This is a genomic window from Gehongia tenuis (assembly GCF_014384795.1).
Classification (GTDB): domain Bacteria; phylum Bacillota; class Clostridia; order Christensenellales; family NSJ-53; genus Gehongia; species Gehongia tenuis.
Window position 1 is genome coordinate 23,771 of sequence record NZ_JACRSR010000001.1, and the last position, 20,590, is coordinate 44,360.

Consider the following 20,590-nt stretch of genomic DNA (forward strand, 5'->3'; position numbering starts at 1 on the left):
TTTGTGCAGGATGTGCGCCGAACAGAATCAATCTTGAAGGAGGAATTGGGTATGACAACTTATGGTCTTGAAAAGTTGGGCATTATCAACCCCAGCGCGGTATACCGCAACCTTTCCGTTCCCGCTCTGGTGGAAAAGGCGCTGGCCCGCGGCGAGGGTGTGCTTCTCGACAATGGCGCGCTTCGCGTGAATACGGGCAAATACACGGGACGGTCCCCTAACGACCGCTTCATCGTGGATGAACCTTCCTGCCACAACGATGTGGATTGGGGCAAGGTCAATATGCCCATCAGCGAGGAGAAGTTTGACAAGATCTATGGCCGCATGTGCGCCTATTTCCAAAATCGCGAGATTTACATCTTCGACGGTTTTGCCGGCGCCGACCCCGAGTATCGCCTGAGCGTTCGGGTGATCAACGAGATGGCCAGCCAGAACATGTTCATGCACCAGCTGCTGATTCGGCCCACGGAGGCGGAAGTGGAAGCCTTTGAGCCTGGCTTCACTCTGGTGGCAGCGCCCGGATTCAAGTGCATCCCCGAGGAGGACGGCGTCAACAGCGAGGCCGCCATCATTGTGAACTTCGCGAAGAAGATGGTTATCATCGCCGGCTCTCAGTTCTCCGGTGAGATGAAGAAGTCCGTATTCTCCGTACTCAACTACATCCTGCCCCATAAGGACGTGCTGCCCATGCACTGCTCCGCCAACATGGGCAAGGACGGCGACACCGCACTGTTCTTCGGCCTGTCCGGCACCGGTAAGACCACGCTGTCCGCCGATCCCGACCGCATGCTGATCGGCGACGATGAGCATGGTTGGACCGATAACGGCATCTTCAACTTTGAGGGCGGCTGCTTTGCCAAGCTCATTGACCTCAGCAAGGAGAAGGAGCCCCAGATCTGGGATGCGGTGAAGTTCGGCACCCTGGTGGAGAACGTGGTTTATGATGAGGACACCCGCGTGTCCGATTACAAGGATGGTTCCATCACCGAGAACACCCGCGCCGGCTATCCCATCGAGTACATCCCCAACGCGGCCATTCCCGGTGTGGGCGGTCAGCCCAAGACCATCGTGTTCCTCACCGCCGACGCTTTCGGCGTGATGCCTCCCATCGCCAAGCTTACCAAGGAGCAGGCCATGTATCATTTCGTGTCCGGCTACACCTCCAAACTGGCCGGCACCGAGCGCGGCATTGTGGAGCCCGAACCCTCCTTCTCCACCTGCTTTGGAGCGCCCTTTATGCCCATGGACCCCAGCGTCTACGCCGATCTTCTGGGTAAGAAAATGGATAAATACGATGTGAACGTGTACCTCATCAACACCGGCTGGTCCGGCGGCCCCTACGGGGTTGGCAAGCGCATGAGCCTGCCCTATACCCGTGCCATGGTCACCGCCGCTCTGAACGGCGAACTGGAGAAGTCCAAGTTCAATCTGGACCCCATCTTCAACGTGCTGGTTCCCGAGACTTGCCCCAACGTGCCCTCCGAGATTTTGAATCCCGTGAACACCTGGAGCGACAAGGCCGCTTACGAGAAATCCGCCAAGGATCTGGCCAAGCGGTTTATGGAGAACTTCAAGAAGTACGTCAATATGCCCAAGGAAGTCGTGGAAGCGGGCCCGAAGGCCTAAGCCTAACGGTTCATAAGCCCCGGAGTTTTGTGCTCCGGGGCTTTTTTATGGATAAATGCCTTGAAATGACGCAATTGTATCCACAAAGTTTACAATTTGTTCAAAAGAAACTGCTATAATGGGTCCATGTTATTTTAGGGAGGGACGGCCATGATTGAACTTTCCCATGTGAGCAAACGCTACCAGGGAAAATACGCCGTCCGGGACATTTCCTTTAAAACGGAGGAAGGGGAGATTTTGGGCTTCCTGGGCCGGAACGGCGCGGGCAAGACCACCACGATGAACATGATCACCGGCTACATCTCGGCCAGTGAAGGCACCATCACCGTGGATGGCTACGACGTGCTCAAAAACCCTCTGGAGGTCAAGCAGCGCATCGGCTATTTGCCGGAGCAGCCTCCGCTTTACGGGGAAATGACCGTGGACGAGTACATCCGCTTCGTATGCGATATCAAAGGCGTGCGCAGGGATGTGCGCAAACCCCATGTGGAGGAGATCTATTCGTTGGTCAAGCTGGAGGACGTGTCCGGACGGCTGATTAAGAATCTGTCCAAGGGGTATAAACAGCGGGTGGGGCTGGCCGAAGCATTGGTGGGCAATCCGCCGGTGATCATTCTGGATGAACCTACGGTAGGTCTCGACCCCATGCAGATCGTGGAGATCCGTCAGCTCATCAAATCTTTGGGCAGGAAGCACACGGTGATTTTGAGCTCCCATATCCTCAGCGAGGTGGCGGACGTCTGCCAGAAGCTGGTCATCATCCGGCAGGGCGAGATCGTCGCCCAGGATACATTGGAAAACCTGACCCAGAAGGTCAGTGATGTGAACCGCCTGCAGCTTCGCATTAAAGGCGACAAGGACGCCGTGAGGCGTAAGATCCTGGCACTGCCCGGATGCAAGGAAGTTGAAGAGCTGGGCCAGCAGGAGCCGGGAAGCTGCGACTTTATGGCCTACACCGATTTGGACCAGGATATTCGTGAACCCCTCTTTCGGGCTATGGCGGATATGAATGCCCCCATCTTGACGATGCGTAGCATGAACCTCACCTTGGAGGACATCTTCATGCAGCTCACACAGGAGGAGGGAGGTTCACTATGACGGCTGTTTTCAAGCGGGAAGTACGCTCCTATTTTCTGGCGCCCCTCGGCTATGTGTTCATCGGCGCGTTCATGCTGGTCACCGGCATCCTGTTCTCTGCCAATTCCATCTTTGGCGGGGATTCGTCCGTGGCCAGTATTCTGGATTCGGCTTCATTCATCTTCATGCTGCTGGTCCCCATTCTGACCATGCGGCTTTTCAGTGAGGAACGGAAGGCCAAGACCGATCAGCTGTGGCTGACCTCGCCCCTGTCCATCACCCAGGTGGTTTTGGGCAAGTATTTCGCGGCGCTGTTCGTGTTCGCGGTGACGCTGGTGCTCACCGCCATCTATCCCATCCTCATCTCCATCTATGCCAGTATTCATATTTTGGAGGTGCTGGTGGAGTACCTGGGCTTCTTCCTCATGGGCGCCACGCTCATTTCGGTGGGCACCCTGATCTCCACGCTCACGGAGAACCAGGTGGTGGCCGCCGTGGGTACCTTTGGAGCCATTCTCATCATGTGGATCATGGATTTCTTTGCGTCCATGGTCAACGTGACCATCATTGGCATCAATCTGCAGGACGTGCTGGCATGGTTCTCCGTATACACCCGGTTCGATGATTTCATGATGGGTATCCTGGCCCCCGCGCCGGTGATCTACTACCTGTCCTTTACTGCGGTGTGCCTGTTTTTGGCGGTTCGAACCATAGACAAGAGAAGGTGGGGTGAAGGCTGATGTCGGAAATGAAAAAGCCGGATAACGGCACGGAAAACGCCCCGAAGAAAAAATGGTTCCAGCATAAGAAGCTGCGCTACGGCGGCATGACGGCGCTGGTGGTTGTGGTGGTGATCGCGGCGACCATTCTGCTCAACTATGGCGTGACCACCCTGCAGGATGTGTTCAGCCTGAAGCTGGATGTGACGGGCAACCGTCTTTACAGCCTGACCCAGCAGTCCGTGGACCTATTGGACGGACTGGAGGAGGACGTGGAGATCTACACCCTGTTCCGCAACACCAATCTGGGAAGCGGCTACGGCGGTATGCTGCAAAAGTTCCTGGACAACTACCAGGGCGAGCATGTGACCGTGGAGAACGTGGACCCGGTGGTCAATCCCACCTTTACCAAGGATTTTGACAAGAGCGGCAATGGCATCGCTGAGAACTCGGTGATCGTCACCAACAAGGATCACACCCGCTTCAGGGTGTTCGCCTTCTCGGATATGTTCACTATCGCCTATAATGCCAGCTATCAGGCCTATCCCGAGGGTCTTCAGGCGGAGAACAAGGTGACCGGCGCCATCCAGTATGTCACCTCCGAGGATATGCCCACGGCCCACTTCCTGACGGGCCACCAGGAGACCGATCTGACCAGCATGACCACGCTGGAGCAGTATCTGGAGGATGCCAGCTATACGGTGGCGGCTCTCGATCTTACCCAGGGCGCGCTGGACATTGGCGAAAACGACGTGATCGTGGTCGTCTCTCCCCAGAAGGACCTGACGGCCGACGAGCTCGCCGAGCTCAAGGAGTATCTGGCCCAGGGCGGGCGGATGCTCATGGCCATGGATGTGAGTGAGACCAATCTGCCCAACTTTGCCGCACTCCTGGAGGACTACCAGGCAAAGTTTGATACCAATGTGATCATCGAGCAGAAGAATGGCTATTACCATTACCAAAGCCCGCTCATCCTGATCCCCGATATGGGCGAGCAGGAGATCGTAAGCACCATCGCATCGTCCAATCTTTCGGCGGTGCTGCCGGCGGCACGAAGCCTCACCCTGCCCACGGCGGAGGTGGAGGGACTCACGGTGGAGACGCTGCTCACCACCAGCTCCGAGGCTTTTGCCACGGAGAACTTCCAGACCGACGGCACCAAGCAGCAGGGCGATATCCAGGGCCCCTTCACGGTGGCCGCGGCCATCACCAAACAAAGTGAGGCCGGGGACTCCCAGCTGGTGCTGGTGGGCAACGGCAACTTCATGATGGACGGCAATATCGAGCAATACGGCAATGTCAACCTGGCCATGAACAGCATTCAGTGGCTGGCCGGATCGGAACAGACCGCCCTGTCCATTGAGGCCAAGTCCTTCTATTCGGAGGCCATGAACTTCACCTCCCGCACTGAGGTCTATCTCCTGATGGCCCTGGTCGTGCTGGTGATTCCGCTCATCGTATTTGCTGTCGGCGTGGTGGTGCGCATCCGCCGCCGGAAGCTGTAATCCGACTGGAAAGGGGATGCCCATGGAATCAAAGGACAACAGGCCCCAATCGACCTTCGATATGGACCTTACGGAGAAGCGGCGGACACCCTCCGGCAGCCGCCGGAAGGTTGTGATCTGGACGCTGGTGCTGGCGGCCATTTTGGTGGCGGCGGTGGGAATCTACTTTGCCGCCACTCTGGCCAAGGATAAGGCGGACCAGGAAGAGGAGGAATCCACGGCCCAGTACAGGCTCACCTCCGGAGAAAGCGAAAGCGTTGACAAGATGGAGATCCGCTATGACGGTATCACCTACAATCTGGTCAAGCAGGAGGGCAGCTGGGTGGTGGAGGGCCAGGAGAACATCGCTCTCGACCAGTCCGTGGTGGACGCCATGATCTCGGGTTCGGTGACCCTTATGGCCAGCGATGTGCTCTCCGACGTGGAGGATCTCTCCCCCTACGGGGTGGAGGAACTGGAGACGACGGTGACGTTCATCTTTGATGACGGCACCTCCCAGGCGCTCTCTATCGGGGAAATGACCTCCGATCGAATGAGTTACTACGTGCAGCGCTCCGGCCACAGAGGCTATGTGTATATCGTCAGCAAGGACGTTCTTGCCCCCTATCTGGTGTCGGTGAACGACCTGAGAAGCATGGCCCCGCCGGAAGTGGATGGGGATCACGTGCTCAGTTACAAGGCCGTTTCGCCCGCCGGTGAACTGGCCATTCAAAACATTGATTCCTCGGAGCAGGGCGCCATGCCCTACACCCACCGCATCGTCTCCCCCATCACCTGGGATGCCGACGCGCTTGTCACCGATGAGGTGCTGGGCGATGCGGCCGCACTGACCCCGGATAAGTATGTGGGTGAGACGGCTGAATCGAGCTATGGTCTGGACCAGCCGGTCTACAGCTATGAGCTTTCCGATAAAGACGGGGCTCTGCGGAAGGTGACGGTGGGCGCCGACGCGGAGGAACTGTCCACTTCGGAGACTACCTATGCCTACTGTACCTTCGAGGGTATGGACGGCGTGTATGCCATTGACAAGAGCAAGCTGGCTTTTCTGGATAAGACCTGCGGCGACCTTGCGGCAAGATCCTTGTCGGTGAGCCTTGGCGCCACCACGGAGGTGGCGGTGGAGGGCTCGGGCAGGAGCGGCACCCTCGCTGTGACCAAGCAGGAGGTCGCGGCGGCCACGCCCGATGCCAGCGGCAGCACCGGAAGCAACGTTTCCTACACCTTCACGCTGAACGGCGGGGAGACGGACAATCTGGCGGCGGCGGAGTGGCTGGCCGACGTGTCCGATATGGCGCTGGACCGGCAGGTGGAGGAAGCGGTGGAGGGTGAGCCCGTTTTGACACTCACCTATCAGCTTTCCGAAGGACCGGGAACCCTGACGGTGGAGTATATCCCCCATGGCATGGACGCCTGCGCGGTGCGGGTGAACGGCCGGGCGGCTTTTACGGTGGAACGCTCCAAGGTGAATGAGCTGTTGGAAGCTTGGGATGCCTTGGGTGCTTAAAATATTCCATAAAGAGAAGTAGGGAAAAGAGGCGGCGACGCCTCTTTTTCGTTGCCCTGGGTTGAAGGCAAATCCGATGCAGGGTATAATCATAGGTAGACAAGGAGGCTGAGAGATGGACAGAACCTACCTAAATATGCAAAGAATTGTGCTTGAGCTGAAGGCTCTGATGATGCGGGACTATGCCCTGGTGGGCTGGCCGGACAACGCTCTTGATAAGCCCCAGTACTATGAGGTGGACCAGTGGCAGCTGCTTCCCGCTGAGGAGGGCATGACCGCGGAGGATGCCCTGGCCATGCCGGACAAGCGCTGGCGGGAATACGGCGCCGGGATGGCCTGGGGCGGCCGGGATGCCGAGGCTTTCTTCCGATTCAGGGTGGCGCCGCCAGGGGACTTCTTCGGCAAGCGGCTGTATGTGCGGCTTTCCACCGGCCGGGAGGGCTGGGACGCGGTCAATCCTCAGTTTCTGGCCTATGTGAACGGCGTGGCCCGTCAGGGCATGGATGTGAACCACAGGGAGCTGTTGCTGTCCACCTGTGCCCGGGAGGGAGAGGAATTCGACGTGCTCCTGTGGGCCCACGGCGGCATGCTGGAGCAGAAGACCTTCCTTCGTGCGGCGGTGACCGGCCGGGAGGAGGAGCTGGAAAAGCTCTACTATCACCTGTCGGTGCCGCTGGAAGCGGCCCGGGTGCTGCCCGATTCGGCGGAGCGGCGGACCATTCTCGAATGGCTGCAAAAGGCTGCCAATCTTTTGGATCTTCGGGAGCCCTACAGCCCCGCCTTCTATGATTCCGTGCGGCGGGCGGGCGAGATGATGGACAAGTTCTATCGCCGGGGATTCGGCGGGGAGGGCACCCTGTCGGTGATCGGCGAGAGCCATCTTGATGTGGCGTGGCTGTGGCGGGAAAAGCATACCCGCGCCAAGGCGGCCCGCATCGCGGCCACGGCTCTCGAGCTCATGCGCTATGACCGAAACTTCCAGTTTATCTTTACCCAGCCCTATCTCTACGAGACCTTATCCGAGGAATATCCCCGGCTCTTTGAACGCATTCGGGAACGGTCCCGGGAGAAACGCTGGGAGGCTGAGGGCGCCATGTGGGTGGAGGCGGACTGCAACCTCACCAGCGGCGAGTCGCTGGTGCGCCAGCTGCTCTACGGCAAGGCCTATCTCCAAAAATATTTCGATGTGGACAGCCGGGTGCTGTGGCTGCCCGATACCTTCGGATTTACAGCGGCGCTGCCCCAGATCATGAAGAAGAGTGGCGTGGATTATCTTTTGACCACTAAACTCACCCGCAACGACACCAACCGCTGGCCCTACGACAGCTTCCGCTGGCGGGGAATCGACGGCAGCGAGGTGCTGGTTTCCAACGCGATGGCCATCGACTGCGGGGAATTGGAGCGGGGCCGCTTCGACACCAAGGTTAACGGACGGCTTACGCCGGCGGAGACGCTGGGCGCCTGGCGGCGGTATCAGCAGAAGGACTGTTCGGACACGGCGCTTTTCACCTACGGCTTCGGCGACGGCGGCGGCGGACCGGTCCGGGAGGATCTGGAGAACCTGAGCCGCATGCAGGCGGGTATTCCCGGCCTGCCCAGGATCAAGACCCAGACGGCGGGTGAATACTTCGACCAGCTGGCGAAGAGCAATCAAGAAAAACCGCTGCCCAAATACGATGGAGAGCTCTATTTTGAATATCACCGGGGCACCTACACCACCTTTGGGGCGGCGAAACGCCTCAATCGGAGGTGCGAATTCCTGCTCCAGGAGGCGGAAAGCTACAGCGCCCTGGCGGAACCGTTGGGCCTCGCGTATCCTGAGGGGGAGCTTCGCGGCGCCTGGAAGAAGCTTTTGGCCCAGCAGTTTCATGACACCCTGCCCGGCACCTGCATCAAGGAGGCCTGCGAGGACGCCATGGCGGCCCTCAATTCGGTGGAGGAGACGGGGGAGGCAATTTTGGACGCCGCGCTCACCCGGATCGCCGATCATGTGGAGGGTGAATTTGAAAAGGGCATTGTGATCTTCAACCCGGCGCCCTTTTTGAGGAGCGATGTGGTGCGCATTCCCTTTGACGGATTCGATGATCCGAGGTTTCAAAAGGGATTCGATCTTCTGGACGAGAAGGGCAGCCGCTTCGAGGGCCAGCGCATGGAACTGGACGAAGGGGACGAGGTGTGGGTGTATGTGGAGGATCTGCCGCCGAAGGGCTACAAAGCCTTTGAGGTGGTGCCGCCCATTGTGCTCAATCTTTCCCGTTACGCCAGGCATCAGGAATACGCCCACTTCACCAACGATTTCTTTGAGGTCGCCATGAACGAAAGCGGCGAGATCACCCGGCTCTACGACAAGGTCTACGAGCGGGATGTGATCCCGGAAGGCGCACGGGGCAACGAGATGCGGGTCTACGAGGACAAGCCTGCCGCCTATGACGCTTGGAACATTTCCCGCCGGGAGGAGGAGCGTTCCTGGCCGGTGGACCAGGTGGAGAAGGTGCAGGTGGAGAATGGGCCGGTGTGCCGCAGGGTGCGTTTCACCAAGCGCCTGCAAAGATCCATCGTGATCCAGGACGTGATCTTCTACCACCGCATCCCCAGAATTGATTTCGAGACGCTGGTGGACTGGCAGGCGGACCAGATGATGCTGAAGACGGCTTTTCCGGTGGAGATAAACGCCCGGATCGCCCGTTACGATATTCAGTTCGGCAGCTTTGAACGGCCCACCCACAACAACACCTCCTATGAGAGGGCGCAGTTTGAAGTGGTGGGGCATAAGTGGGCGGATCTGTCCGAGACGGATTACGGCGTGAGCCTTCTGAGCGACAGCAAGTACGGCTACGAGGTGAAGGAAGGGGTCATGCGCATGACGCTGCTCCGTTCGCCCCGCTCCCCCAATCCGGAGATGGACCGGCATGTCCACCATTTCACCTACAGCCTGTATCCCCATGAAGGGGATTACGCTGCGGGCGGCACGGTGCCCATGGGATACTTTCTTAGTGAACCCCTCCGGGTGCGGCCCATCACCGGCCGGGGCCTTGCGCCCACCAAGATGGCACTGGTTCGGGCCAGCAGCGAGCACGTGGCGGTGGAGACCTTTAAGGCCGCCGAAACGGGAGACGGCTATATCGTGCGGCTGTATGAATGCCACAACACCCGGGGTATGGTAAGGCTTACCTTCGCCCGTCCGGTGGAAAAGGCCTACGAGTGCGATCTCATGGAGCGGTATGCGGCGCCGGTCTCGCTGGAAGGATGCCGTGTTGCCCTTGAGGTTCGGCCCTTCGAGATCAAGACCCTCTTTGTCCGCTTCAACGACGCCATGGAGGGCTGAAAAAAATAAAAGCGCTGTTTCCAGCGCTTTTTTTTACTCAGCCATCGCTTCCGTGGTTTCTCCGCTGGGTGCGGCCTCCATCTCGGCTTCCACCAGCACGGGATCGGCGTAGGCGGCCTCATAGACGGCCTCGGGATCCACGGCCGCCGCTGCCTCGAGGGCGCTTCGGTGGGACTCCATGACCTGGCGATATGTATGAAAGCGGTCGGGGGCGGCGGGTGTGGGCGCCTCCTGTACGATGGGGCGCTGTTGCTGCACCTTTTCAAAATAGCCCGATTGTTCCAGGATCTGCATGGGACCGGGTGCGGTGGAGATGCTTTCGTAGCGGGATTGGATGAGGCGCCCGAAAGGACGCTTCTCCGGCAGCTTTGCGGGTTGGGACGCCGCAGCTTGCGGCGGCTTTTCCATCTCCCGCGTGGCCGCATCGATGGCGGCCTGATGCTGGGCCATCAAACGGTGATAGATTCCATAACGACTCATAGTGAACCTCCTTCAAGCCAATGGCGTTTCCTGATCCTATTGTATGCCGCTTTGACACAGGGTGTTACAATGCGGGGTCCCCTAAAAGATAGGAGGCGATCATGGCGCGGGCGGCTTTGGCGGCATAGGAGGCTTCGCCGGACTGGGCGGTGCATACGGCCACGGCGATCTCGGGATCGTCCGCGGGCGCATAGGCGATGAACCAGCCGTAGTTTTCCTTGTCCGTGGCCTCGGCGGTGCCGGTCTTGCCGCTGACCGCCAGGGGAAAGCCCAGAAAGGGCGTGTAGGCGGTGCCCGCCTGCCCCTGGTAGCTGGTGGAGGTGACGGCGGCCATGCCCTCCCGGAGAACGTTCAGGGTCCCCTCGGAGAGCCCGAGGCTTTGGAAGGCGGCGTCCTCCCCCTGAATGAGGGTGGGGGTCACCTTTTCGCCGCTGGCAAGGGACGCCGAGTACAGCGCCGCCTGAAGGACGGTGACGGTGTTGTCCGACTGGCCGATGGCGGCGGAAAGGGTCTTGGAGGGGGTCCAGCCGTTTTGCCGGATATGGCTGATGAGCTGATTCGCCCGGGAAAGATCCTTGGGCAGCCCCAGAGCCTCGTAGGCGGCAAAGACGGTCTCCCGGGAAGGGTTGTCCACCACGGAGGCGGCCGCTTCCCGGGCGGCGCTTTTATCTTCGCCGAGGCCCATGGACTTTTGGTAGCCTGTCAGATGGTTGAGCGCGTAGGCCTCCAGAAGATCCCTCGTGAAGGCCTCGCCTGCAACGGTGCCCGACGCCTCTGGAAGCACGATGCCGGTGGCGCTGCCAAAGCCGAAGCGCCGGGCCATGGTTTCTATGGGATGGACACCCATGCGGTCCCCCACGTCAAAGAAATAATAGTTGCACGAATCCCGGAGGGCGGAGATGATATTTTCCGCGCCATGGGTGCGGCGGCTGCTGTTCCAAAGCCAGCAGGCGGGGGCGTGGGTGTTGGAATAGCGGGTGTAGCGTCCGTAGTCCGTCACGGTGTCCGTGGGGGAGATGGAGCCGCTCTCAAGAGCGGCGGCGCCGGTGATCATCTTGAAGATGGAGCCCGGCGGGAAGGCCGCGGCCAGCGCGTTGTTCACCAGCGGCCGGGGCAGCGTGGGGTCCTGATTCTCCTTGGCGGGATCGGCGGGACTGGGATAGAAGGGACTGAGAAGCTCCCAGGCCTCCTGGGAGAGAACGCCCTGGGAGAAAAGATTGGGGTCGTAATCGGGATAGGAGGCTATGGCCAGGACTTCGCCGCTTTTGACGCTGACCGCTACAGCGCCGCCCACCTGGGCATTCTCATGGCCCTCCGCCTGGGCGGTTTCCAGGGCGTACTGGAGGGCGTTCTCCGTATCCTTCTGGAGATCAAGGTCAATGGTGAGGATGAGATCCTCGCCGGGAGCACCCGTCTCCTCGGAGACCACCCGCGTGAGCCGGCCCAGACGATCCACCTCCACCATGCGTTTGCCGTTCCTGCCCCGGAGAGTTTTCTCAAAGGCGAGTTCAAGTCCGGTCCGGCCCACTTTGTCTGTGCTGATGTCATAGCCCAGCGCCTCGTACTGTTCCGCCTGCTGGCTGGTGATGAGGCCCATGGAACCCAGCACATGGGCCAGGGCGCTGCCCTCGGGATAGGTGCGCACATAGATGGGATCGATGACGATGCCGGGCAGCTTATCGGCGTTCTCTCCCGCCTGGGCCAGCGTGGCCGCCGAGATGTCCCGGGCAAGCACCAGGGGTTTGTACTGCTGATAGCCCAGCAGTGTGAGATTCACCCGAACGGCGAGCACGGGCAGCGCCCGTTCCGGCGCCCCGGTGATGGCGTATCGCTCCCGAAGGGTTTCGTAGGTCTTTGCTGCCGTCAGGTTCTCGCCAAGGCCCATCTGCTGCAAAAAACGTACGGCTTTGGTATCGTAGAAGACGGGGCCGTCCGTCCAGCGCAGGGGAAAGGCACTGGAGGGCACCAGCTTCTCGCCGGGCAGGACCTTTGCCAGGCTGAGCGCTGGAGCAGCGTCCCAGGCGCTCAAGGTCACGTGTAGGCTGGAAGGATGGTCGGGATCGTCGAAGGCCACGGTGACAAGCTCCGGATAGGCCTCGGCGATGGGTGCCAGGGAACTGTAAAGAGCGGTGTCGAGAGCCGCGGCGATGAGGGTGGTTTCGCCGCTGTCCATCACGCATGCCATATGGAGGTAGACAAAAAGCTCCTCCAAAGACAATCCGGAGGGGGCGCTCTCCGTGATGGAGAGGGCGGCCAGAGCATCCTCCGGTCTTTCAGGCAGGGAACCCAACCGCCTGGTGAAGAATTCCGCTGTGCCGGAGCCCCACCACTGGAGCTCCCCATTGCCGTTCACTCGAAGGGGAATATCCACAGCCAGTTCATCACCGTTATGCTGAAGGATCTGACACACCCGGTCCAAGGTCTCGTTGAGCTCCTTTTTGGAAACCTCTTGACTGAGCAGGGAGAGATTATAGCCGGAGCGGCTTTCCGCCAGCACCTGGCCGTTCCGATCCAGAATGCGGCCGCGGGGCGAGGGTGTGGACAGGGTGCGGACCAAGGTGTTGCTGGCCTTTTCCGCATAGGCTTTGCCCTCCAAAACCTGCAGATCGTACAGACGGTTAATAAGAACGACGGCGGCCAGCGTAATCAGCAGCCCGGTGAAAAGGTGCCGCCGCTGAATCTGGCGGCGAAGCCGCCAGTTGGATACCCTTTTCATATTAAAACATCCTCCTCGCTTTGTATACAGTATGGACAAAAAAGGCGGATTGTAACATTGAAGTGTAGGGGTAAAAAGGCTACAATGGAAAAAAGGAGGGAACGAAATGGGCAGAGTGATTGTCGCGCTGGACCAGGGGACCACATCCTCCCGGGCCATCGCTTTTGATCTCAAAGGGCGGATGGTATCGGGGGCCTGCGAGGATGCGACGCCGTCCTATCCGAGGCCGGGCTGGGTGGAGCAGAACCCGGAAATGTTGCTGGAAAGTCAGCTGGAGGCGCTGAGAGGCTGTCTCAAACGGGGGAATATCGATCCCGGAGACGTGCTTGCAATCGGAATTGCCAACCAGCGGGAGACCACCCTTTTGTGGGACCGCCAGGGGCGTCCGCTGATGAACGGCGTGGTCTGGCAGTGCCGGAGGAGCGCACCCATCTGCGAAAAGCTGCGGGAGGAGGGCCGGGAGGCCATGATCCGGGAGCGGGCCGGACTCATCATCGATCCCTATTTTTCCGGCACCAAAATCCGATGGATGCTGGACGCCCTGCCGGACGGGCAGAAACGGGCGGAACGGGGAGAAATCCTCTTTGGAACGGTGGACAGCTGGCTCATCTATCACCTCACCGGCCGTCACGCCACCGATGTGACCAACGCCAGCCGCACCATGCTCTTTAATATCCATACCCTCGATTGGGACGACGAGCTTTTGGCCATGCTGGACATCCCGAAAGTTATGCTGCCCGAAGTGTTGCCCTCCAGCTGCCCCGTTGGCATGATGCGCCCGGAGTTTCTGGGTCGGGCCATTCCCATCACAGGGGTGGCGGGGGACCAGCATGCGGCGCTGTTCGGCCAGTGCTGTTTTGAAGCGGGATCCGCAAAGAATACCTACGGAACGGGCTGCTTTCTGCTCATGAATACGGGCAAAGAGCCGGTGGCCTCCCAAAATAACCTGATCACCACCGTGGCCTGGGATTTGGGCGGCGGCGCCCAATACGCCCTTGAGGGCAGCGTCTTTGTGGCCGGAGCCGTGGTTCAGTGGCTGCGGGATGAGATGGGGCTTATCCGCACCTCGGCCGATTCGGAGGCACTGGCCCAATCGGTGCAGGACACCGGCGGCGTGTACATGGTGCCCGCCTTCACCGGACTGGGCGCGCCCCACTGGGACATGTACGGCCGGGGCACAATGGTGGGCATCACCCGGGGCACCACGAGGGCCCATATCGTGCGTGCCGCCCTTGAAGCCATCGCCTATCAAAGCGCTGATGTGCTGGCCGCCTGTGAAAAGGACAGCGGCATCCACCTCACAGGGCTCAAGGTGGACGGCGGGGCCTCGGCCAATAATTTTCTGATGCAGTTCCAGGCGGACATCCTAAACGTGCCCATCGAGCGTCCCAAGGTGTGGGAAACCACCGCCCGGGGTGCCGCCTTCCTGGCGGGCCTGGCGGCGGGCGTCTACGGCGGCCTGGATGAGCTGAGAAGCCTGTACGAGACGGAGCGGATCTTTGAACCGGCCATGGCGGCAGCGGACCGGGAGCACGGGCTTGCGCTTTGGGGCCGGGCGGTGGAAAGGGCCAAAGGCTGGGCAAAAGAGGTTTGAAAAACGGCGGGCCTATGGTATAGTAAGGGTACAAAAAACTGAAGGAGCGTGCACAATGGTTAAGCATATCGTACTTTGGAAACTGAAGGATGAAGCGGAAGGCAACGGCAAGGACACCAACATGCGCATCATCAAGGAGCGGCTGGAAGCGCTGGTGGGTGTGGTGCCCGGCCTTTTGAAGCTGGAAGTGGGCTTCAACTATGTGAAAAATGATTTTGATCTTTGTCTGTATTCGGAATTTGTGTCCAATGAAGCGCTGGAGAACTATGATTCCCATCCCGCTCATCTGGCCGTCCGAGAGTTCGTTTCCAAGGTTCGGCTGGATCGGATCGCCTGCAATTACGAGATCTGAGTATAAAAAAGCCGCGGCAGATGCCGCGGCTTTTCTTATGGATTGAAATGGTTGAAAAGCTCCTGCAATTCCTCCACAAAACGGGCCGCATGGTAGCCGTCGCATACGGCGTGATGCATTTGCAGGGCCAGCGGGAGGAAGGTTTCGCCGTCCCGCTCCACAAATCTGCCGAAGGTGAGGATGGGGATGAGATAGGGGCGGCCGCCAAGGTGCAGGCTGAAGCTTGTAAAGGGCAGCCAAGGCACCGAGGACAGGGGGAAGGTGGCCGGCTCGTCCGGCTTGGGAAAAAGGGGGAATGCATCCGCATAGGCCGCCATATCGGCAAGCACGTCCTGATAGAATTGGGAAAAGTCCGGAGTGTACGCCGTCCAGAGGGCGGAGAAGGTCTTGCTCTTATCATGGAACACCGTGTAGCTGGGTGCAAGCACATCGTGATATCCCAGCCTCCCCGCTTCGTCCAGCGCCATGCGGTATTCGGTGTGGCCATTGACGACCCGGGCCGCCAGGTGGATCAGTGTAGGATAAAACTTGAGCCCCTCCGCCTTCAGTTTTCGGCGAAGGGCGCCGGCGGCCAGCTCCACGGTGAGGGAAAAACTGCAATCCCCTTCGAGATAGTGCTCAAAGTGGGTACTGCGCGACCAGCCCTTTCGTTCGAAGGGGAGAAATGCCATGGATGCAAACCTTCTTTCTTCAGGTGGACGGCAGCACCATGTCGCCGTCCTTAATCCAGCCGATCTTGCGTAGCACCCAGTCGATAACAAGGGTGGACACGGCGGGCAGGATGAAATGCAGGAGCGCGATGCGCACGATCAGCCATACAGGATCGCTGGTGGGCGCCATCACCGCCCACGTGCCCAGCTGGCCCACAAGGCCGCTGGTGCCCATGCCGGCGCCCATGGCGTTGTTCTCCATGTTGAAGACCATGGTGGACAGCGGCCCCAGGATGGCGGAAGCCAGGGTGGGTGCAATCCAGATCTGCGGCTTTCTAAGGATGTTGGGCATCTGCAGCATGGAGGTACCGATGCCCTGAGCCCAAAAGCCGCCCCAGCCATTGTCCCGGAAGCTTGCCACGGCAAAGCCAATCATTTGAGTACTGCAGCCCACGGTGGCGGCACCGGCAGCAAGACCCGCCAGATTAAGAGAGATGCACAGGGCCGCGCTGGAAATGGGCAGGGTGAGAATCATACCCATGGCAGCGGACACCACGATGCCCATGGGCAGGGGATGGAGCAGCGTTGCCGCATTGATGAATTCACCAAGGCCGTTCATCATGGCGGCGATGGCCGGCCCGATGAGCTGACCGGTAAGTCCGCCCGCGACCAGCGTGACAAAGGGCGTGACCACGATGTCCACCGGGGTTCTTCCCGCCACAAGGCCGCCGATTTCCGCGCCCACCACGGCGGCGAGGAACCCGCCTACCGGGCCTCCCGCGATGTAGCCGATGGCGCCCGCGCCCGCCGAGGAGAACATCACGAGTGGCTTGTGCCCAAGGCCGTGGGCAACCGCAACGCCGATGGCGGCGCCGATGACGGGGGAGGAAGCGCCCAGGGCATCGGAGATGGGCAAAAGGAAGGACAGGCCGGGGATCTTGGCGATCTGGCCGATGATAAGTCCAATGATGAGAGACGCGAAAAGTCCCAGGGCCATGGCGCTAAAGGCTTTGAGCAAATAGCGCTGGTAGATCTTCTTGATGACCCACAGCGGGCCTCTCGGCTCTTTTGTCTTACTCAATATCAACACTCCCTTATTTTGTTAGCCTTAGCATAACAACTTTGCCGAAAATCGTCAACGAATCACCAAAGTAAAGTGGACAAAGTCATAAAAAAAGCGCCCCCGAAGGGGCGCCATGCATGCAATTACATCCGCTCCGGCGCGGCCACACCGATGAGGCCAAGGGCTGAAGCAATGAGCGTTTTGACCGACCAGGTGAGGGCCAGGCGGGCCTGCTTTTCCCCGGGCTCCGACTGCAGGATGCGGTGCTCGTAGTAGAACTTGTTGTAGGCCTGCGCCACATTCACCACATGACGGGTGATGAGCGAAGGTTCGTTTCTTTGACAGGCTTCCTGCAAAACACCGGGGAAGGCCTCGATGAGCCGAACGACCTCCAGCGCCTCGCCGTCGCAGAGCCTGCCGTAGTCCACCTCGCCTTTGTCCCATTCGCCGGCCTTGCGCAGCACGGAGCAGCAGCGGGCATGGGTGTACTGCACATAAGGCGCCGTCTCGCCGTCGAAATTGAGGGCGCGGTCCCACCAGAAGTCGATGTCCTTGATCCGGTTGTTGAAAAGGCTCATGAACACCACCGAACCGATGCCCACCTGACGGGCCACTTCCTCTTTATCGTCAAGATCGGGGCTCTTCTCTTCAATAATGGCCAGCGCCTTTTCCACGGAACGCTCCAACAGCTCGTCGAGATAGACCACGACGCCCTTGCGGGTGGAGAGCGTCTGCCCCTCGTAGCTGATCATGCCAAAGGCCACATGCTCCAGGTCCTTGTACCAGGGATAGCCCATTTTTTCCACCACGCGGAACCACTGGGAGAAGTGGAGGTTCTGCTGATAGGCCACCACGTACAGGCACTTGTCGAAGTCATAGGTGTCCTTGCGGTACAGGGCCGCCGCAATATCCCTTGTGGCATAGAGCGTGGCGCCGTCCCGCTTCAGAATGAGGCAGGGGGGAAGATTGTATTCGTCAAGGGGCACGATGTAGGCGCCCTGGCTTTCCACCAGCAGCTCCTTCGCCTTGAGCTCGTCGATGACCCGGTCCATCTTGTCATTGTAGAAGGATTCTCCGGCATAGGAATCAAAGGTGATGCCCAGCATGTCGTACACCCGCTGGGCGTCCTTCAGCGTAAGTTCCTTGAACCAGTTGAAGATGGAAAGGGCGGTCTCATCGCCGTCCTCGATCTTCTTGAACCACATCCGGCCCTCCTCCTCGAGGGCGGGATCCTTCTCGGCCTCCTCATGAAAGCGTACATAGAGCTGGCTCAGGGCATCCACGCCGCCGGCCTCCACCTGGGCCTTATCTCCCCAGCGCAGATAGGCCGCTATCATCTTGCCGAACTGGGTGCCCCAGTCCCCGAGATGGTTGATGCCCACCACCCTGTAGCCCAGGAAAGTGTAGAGATGCTTCAGGGCGTTACCGATCACGGTGGTGGACAGGTGGCCAATATGGAAACGCTTGGCGATATTGATGGAGGAATAGTCGATGCACACCGTCTTCCCCTCGCCCTGGCGGGTGGAGCCGTAGCGCGCTCCCTCCTCCAGAACCCGTCCCAGAATCTCGGCCACATAGAAGGACTTGTCCACGAAGAAATTGAGATAACCGCCCGCCGTCTCCACATGGTCCACGAATTCGGGGAAACCGCCCTTCTCCGCCAATTCCTGGGCGATGAGGGGCGGCGCCTTGCGGAGATGCTTGGCCAGCGCAAAGCAGGGCAGAGCGTAGTCCCCCATCTCGGGATTGGGGGGGACTTCCAAAAGCTCCTCAATCTCCGGAGCGGACAGGGGACAATTCTCCGATAAAGCGGTTGCAATGACTTCTTTGAAATTCATTTCGACGCTCCTTTGTACATTCGCATGTTAGAAGAACCAGTGAAAGATGAATTGATCGGCCAGCACAAACACACCCACCACCGCCACATAGATGGCAAAATACTTCATCTTTTTGTTGGTGATAATTTTAAGCATGGCCCGGATGGCGATATAGCCGAACACGGCGGACACGGCCATGCCCACCAGGACCGGCAGAAGGGGAATACCGCCGGTGCCTTCCACGATCACGTCCTTGACTTCCATGACCGCCGAACCCAAAATGGCGGGAATGGACATCAGGAAGGAAAAGCGTGCCGCGCTTCTGCGATCCAGCTTCTGGGTCAGGGAACCCACGATGGTGGAACCGGACCGGGAGATGCCGGGCACGATGGCGATGGCCTGACAGATACCTACGATAAGAGCATTCTTGCCGTTCATCTGCTCCAAATTCTTTTTGCCTTCAGGAATCCGATCGGAGAGAAACAGCACCACTGCGGTGACGAGAAAGCCCCAGCCCAGGAATTTACCGGCAAAGAGCATCTCCACCGTATCCTTGAAGAACAGACCCACAATGATGGCCGGCACGGTAGCTACGATGAGAAGGCCGGTGAGCTTTTGAATGGGTTTTTTCAAGATGGCCACGATGTCCTTCCAAAAAACCACAAACACGGCGATCAGCGTGCCCACATGCAGCATGACGCCAAAGAACAGCCCCGATTCCTGAATGCCAAAGATCTGCTGCAGCAGCACCAGATGGCCGGAGCTGGAAATGGGCAGGAACTCGGCCAGGCCTTGGGCCACGCCCAGGATAATCGCTTGCCAGATATCCATGCACACATACCTCCATTTTAAGTTTTTCCCATTATACCATGGCTCGCTTATTTTGTAACCCTGACAATGAGTTTATGTTTCCGGCGTCAGGTTTATCAAAGGTTCAAGAAAAGTTTATGGATTCCTTTTGGACAGATGGCGGTGAATTTGGTATGATAAACACAAGTATGGTCAGGAGGTGTATGCGATTGAAGAAAATCGCTTGGATATTGGCTGCACTGCTTATGCTGGGAGGATGCTCGGCGCCGGCTGCGGAAACGGCGGCACCGTCGGTCTCGGCTGAACCGACGAAGGAAGTGGCGAAGAGCGGGCCCACCTTGGTTCCGTCCCAGTCCCAGGCCCCGGCCACGCCTGAGCCTGTCCAGGACCCGGATGATGAACTGTCCGGCTACTTTCCGTTCCTGGCGGACACCACGCTGATCTATACCGGGGAGGGCGGCGAATACACCGATGAGCAGGTCTTTTTTGATTTCACCGGTGGAAACCGTGCCCAGATGCGGTGCATCGGCACGGGCACCACGTCCGTCTCCGTGCTTGAGAAGGCCGACGGCAAGCTGGAACGAATCTATTTTCGGGGAGAAAGCTATGGCCTTGAGAATAAATTGGATGTGACGGCGGAAAGCCGCGAAATTGTTTTGCAGGAGCCCCTTGAGGTGGGCACCTCCTGGAGCGTGGACAGCCAGGGCGCTGCCAGCACCTACGAGATCACCGGCAAGGATGTGGAGATCACCACGCCTGCCGGTACCTTTGAGACGCTGGAGGTGACCCGAACGGAGGAGGGCGCCACGGAAAAGAGCTATTATGCCAAAGGCCTGGGCCTGGTGAAGACTCTGTATGAGAGCGGTGAAATGACGGTTACGAAGGAGCTGGCGGAGATCGTGGAAGGCGGCCGCACGGAAGAACTGTACGTGACTTATCCCGATGTGACCCATAATCAGTACAAAGATGAGAAGCGCACGGTGGAGGTTGCCACCAACGAGAGGCCGGAGGCCATGCTGGAGGCGCTGTTCAAGCATCCCTCGGACAGCGGGCTCACGGCTCTCATGGGCGAGGACGCCGCCATTAACAGCGTGACGGTGAGCGCTGAAGAGGGGATTATCCGCATCGATTTCAGCAGGAGCTTTGTCAGTTCCATGAATGCCGGCGCCGGCGTGGAAAACATGATCCTTCAGGCCATCGCCTACACGCTGTCCAGCTATTACGGGTATCCCGAGGTGAAAATCACCCTGGACGGCGCCAATTACGAGTCGGGCCACATCTATCAGGAGGACGACGACACCTTTGAAGTGGTGCGTGAGGACCTGTATCCCAATGAATAGCATAAAAAGATA

The 20,590-nt window shown here is 59.2% G+C and carries 15 protein-coding genes; 9 read left to right on the forward strand and 6 right to left on the reverse strand.

The window, feature by feature from the left end; genetic code table 11:
* Positions 1-51 precede the first annotated feature (51 nt).
* The 6 genes from pckA to H8696_RS00150 all read left to right on the forward strand — a co-directional run bounded on the left by pckA (position 52) and on the right by H8696_RS00150 (position 9,756).
* Positions 52-1,626, forward strand: coding sequence for a phosphoenolpyruvate carboxykinase (ATP) (gene pckA / locus H8696_RS00125; protein ID WP_249314140.1), 1,575 nt, complete (start codon positions 52-54; stop codon positions 1,624-1,626).
* A 150-nt stretch (positions 1,627-1,776) separates the two neighbouring features.
* Positions 1,777-2,724: an ABC transporter ATP-binding protein gene (locus tag H8696_RS00130; protein WP_249314141.1), complete on the forward strand. Its 948-nt coding sequence runs from the start codon at positions 1,777-1,779 to the stop codon at positions 2,722-2,724.
* Positions 2,721-3,443, forward strand: coding sequence for an ABC transporter permease (locus H8696_RS00135; protein WP_249314142.1), 723 nt, complete (start codon positions 2,721-2,723; stop codon positions 3,441-3,443). The genes H8696_RS00130 and H8696_RS00135 overlap by 4 nt, the downstream gene beginning before the upstream one ends.
* Positions 3,443-4,927 (forward strand): GldG family protein, encoded by a 1,485-nt coding sequence (locus tag H8696_RS00140; RefSeq protein WP_249314143.1) that lies wholly within the window; start codon positions 3,443-3,445, stop codon positions 4,925-4,927. The genes H8696_RS00135 and H8696_RS00140 overlap by 1 nt, the downstream gene beginning before the upstream one ends.
* Positions 4,928-4,949: 22 nt before the next feature.
* Positions 4,950-6,431 (forward strand): DUF4340 domain-containing protein, encoded by a 1,482-nt coding sequence (locus tag H8696_RS00145; RefSeq protein ID WP_249314144.1) that lies wholly within the window; start codon positions 4,950-4,952, stop codon positions 6,429-6,431.
* 115 nt (positions 6,432-6,546) lie between these two features.
* Entirely contained in the window at positions 6,547-9,756 is a 3,210-nt protein-coding gene (locus tag H8696_RS00150; RefSeq protein ID WP_249314145.1) for an alpha-mannosidase, read from the forward strand.
* A 33-nt stretch (positions 9,757-9,789) separates the two neighbouring features.
* Here the strand turns inward: H8696_RS00150 and H8696_RS00155 are convergent, their stop codons facing one another.
* Together H8696_RS00155 and H8696_RS00160 are read right to left on the reverse strand one after the other, a co-directional pair.
* A complete protein-coding gene (locus H8696_RS00155; protein ID WP_249314146.1) occupies positions 9,790-10,236 on the reverse strand; it encodes a hypothetical protein in 447 nt (148 codons plus the stop codon).
* 64 nt (positions 10,237-10,300) lie between these two features.
* Entirely contained in the window at positions 10,301-12,952 is a 2,652-nt protein-coding gene (locus tag H8696_RS00160; RefSeq protein WP_249314147.1) for a penicillin-binding transpeptidase domain-containing protein, read from the reverse strand.
* 106 nt (positions 12,953-13,058) lie between these two features.
* On the opposite strand from H8696_RS00160, the gene glpK reads away from it, so the two are divergent.
* Together glpK and H8696_RS00170 are read left to right on the forward strand one after the other, a co-directional pair.
* Positions 13,059-14,546: a glycerol kinase GlpK gene (gene glpK, locus H8696_RS00165; RefSeq protein ID WP_249314148.1), complete on the forward strand. Its 1,488-nt coding sequence runs from the start codon at positions 13,059-13,061 to the stop codon at positions 14,544-14,546.
* Between the two features lie 55 nt (positions 14,547-14,601).
* Positions 14,602-14,898 carry a Dabb family protein gene (locus tag H8696_RS00170; protein WP_249314149.1) on the forward strand — a complete coding sequence of 99 codons (297 nt, stop codon included), beginning with the start codon at positions 14,602-14,604 and terminating at the stop codon, positions 14,896-14,898.
* Positions 14,899-14,933: 35 nt separating this feature from the next.
* Here the strand turns inward: H8696_RS00170 and H8696_RS00175 are convergent, their stop codons facing one another.
* The 4 genes from H8696_RS00175 to H8696_RS00190 form a co-directional block, all read right to left on the reverse strand.
* A complete protein-coding gene (locus H8696_RS00175) occupies positions 14,934-15,569 on the reverse strand; it encodes a CatA-like O-acetyltransferase (protein ID WP_249314150.1) in 636 nt (211 codons plus the stop codon).
* A 19-nt stretch (positions 15,570-15,588) separates the two neighbouring features.
* The gene (locus tag H8696_RS00180; protein WP_407926350.1) at positions 15,589-16,638 is read right to left on the reverse strand and encodes a PTS transporter subunit IIC; all 1,050 of its coding nucleotides are present in this window, start codon (positions 16,636-16,638) and stop codon (positions 15,589-15,591) included.
* Positions 16,639-16,754: 116 nt separating this feature from the next.
* Positions 16,755-18,449, reverse strand: a complete 1,695-nt coding sequence (gene argS / locus H8696_RS00185; RefSeq protein WP_249314152.1) for an arginine--tRNA ligase — start codon at positions 18,447-18,449, stop codon at positions 16,755-16,757.
* A gap of 27 nt (positions 18,450-18,476) precedes the next feature.
* Positions 18,477-19,259 (reverse strand): undecaprenyl-diphosphate phosphatase, encoded by a 783-nt coding sequence (locus tag H8696_RS00190; protein ID WP_249314153.1) that lies wholly within the window; start codon positions 19,257-19,259, stop codon positions 18,477-18,479.
* A 188-nt stretch (positions 19,260-19,447) separates the two neighbouring features.
* On the opposite strand from H8696_RS00190, the gene H8696_RS00195 reads away from it, so the two are divergent.
* The gene (locus H8696_RS00195; protein ID WP_249314154.1) at positions 19,448-20,578 is read left to right on the forward strand and encodes a GerMN domain-containing protein; all 1,131 of its coding nucleotides are present in this window, start codon (positions 19,448-19,450) and stop codon (positions 20,576-20,578) included.
* Positions 20,579-20,590 lie beyond the last annotated feature (12 nt).

Excerpts from the sequence above, each read along its gene's own strand:
- pckA (WP_249314140.1), top strand. The coding sequence starts at position 52 with ATGACAACTTATGGTCTTGAAAAGTTGGGCATTATCAACCCCAGCGCG.
- H8696_RS00130 (WP_249314141.1), top strand. The coding sequence starts at position 1,777 with ATGATTGAACTTTCCCATGTGAGCAAACGCTACCAGGGAAAATACGCC.
- H8696_RS00135 (WP_249314142.1), top strand. The coding sequence starts at position 2,721 with ATGACGGCTGTTTTCAAGCGGGAAGTACGCTCCTATTTTCTGGCGCCC.
- H8696_RS00140 (WP_249314143.1), top strand. The coding sequence starts at position 3,443 with ATGTCGGAAATGAAAAAGCCGGATAACGGCACGGAAAACGCCCCGAAG.
- H8696_RS00145 (WP_249314144.1), top strand. The coding sequence starts at position 4,950 with ATGGAATCAAAGGACAACAGGCCCCAATCGACCTTCGATATGGACCTT.
- H8696_RS00150 (WP_249314145.1), top strand. The coding sequence starts at position 6,547 with ATGGACAGAACCTACCTAAATATGCAAAGAATTGTGCTTGAGCTGAAG.
- H8696_RS00155 (WP_249314146.1), bottom strand. The coding sequence starts at position 10,236 with ATGAGTCGTTATGGAATCTATCACCGTTTGATGGCCCAGCATCAGGCC.
- H8696_RS00160 (WP_249314147.1), bottom strand. The coding sequence starts at position 12,952 with ATGAAAAGGGTATCCAACTGGCGGCTTCGCCGCCAGATTCAGCGGCGG.
- glpK (WP_249314148.1), top strand. The coding sequence starts at position 13,059 with ATGGGCAGAGTGATTGTCGCGCTGGACCAGGGGACCACATCCTCCCGG.
- H8696_RS00170 (WP_249314149.1), top strand. The coding sequence starts at position 14,602 with ATGGTTAAGCATATCGTACTTTGGAAACTGAAGGATGAAGCGGAAGGC.
- H8696_RS00175 (WP_249314150.1), bottom strand. The coding sequence starts at position 15,569 with ATGGCATTTCTCCCCTTCGAACGAAAGGGCTGGTCGCGCAGTACCCAC.
- argS (WP_249314152.1), bottom strand. The coding sequence starts at position 18,449 with ATGAATTTCAAAGAAGTCATTGCAACCGCTTTATCGGAGAATTGTCCC.
- H8696_RS00190 (WP_249314153.1), bottom strand. The coding sequence starts at position 19,259 with ATGGATATCTGGCAAGCGATTATCCTGGGCGTGGCCCAAGGCCTGGCC.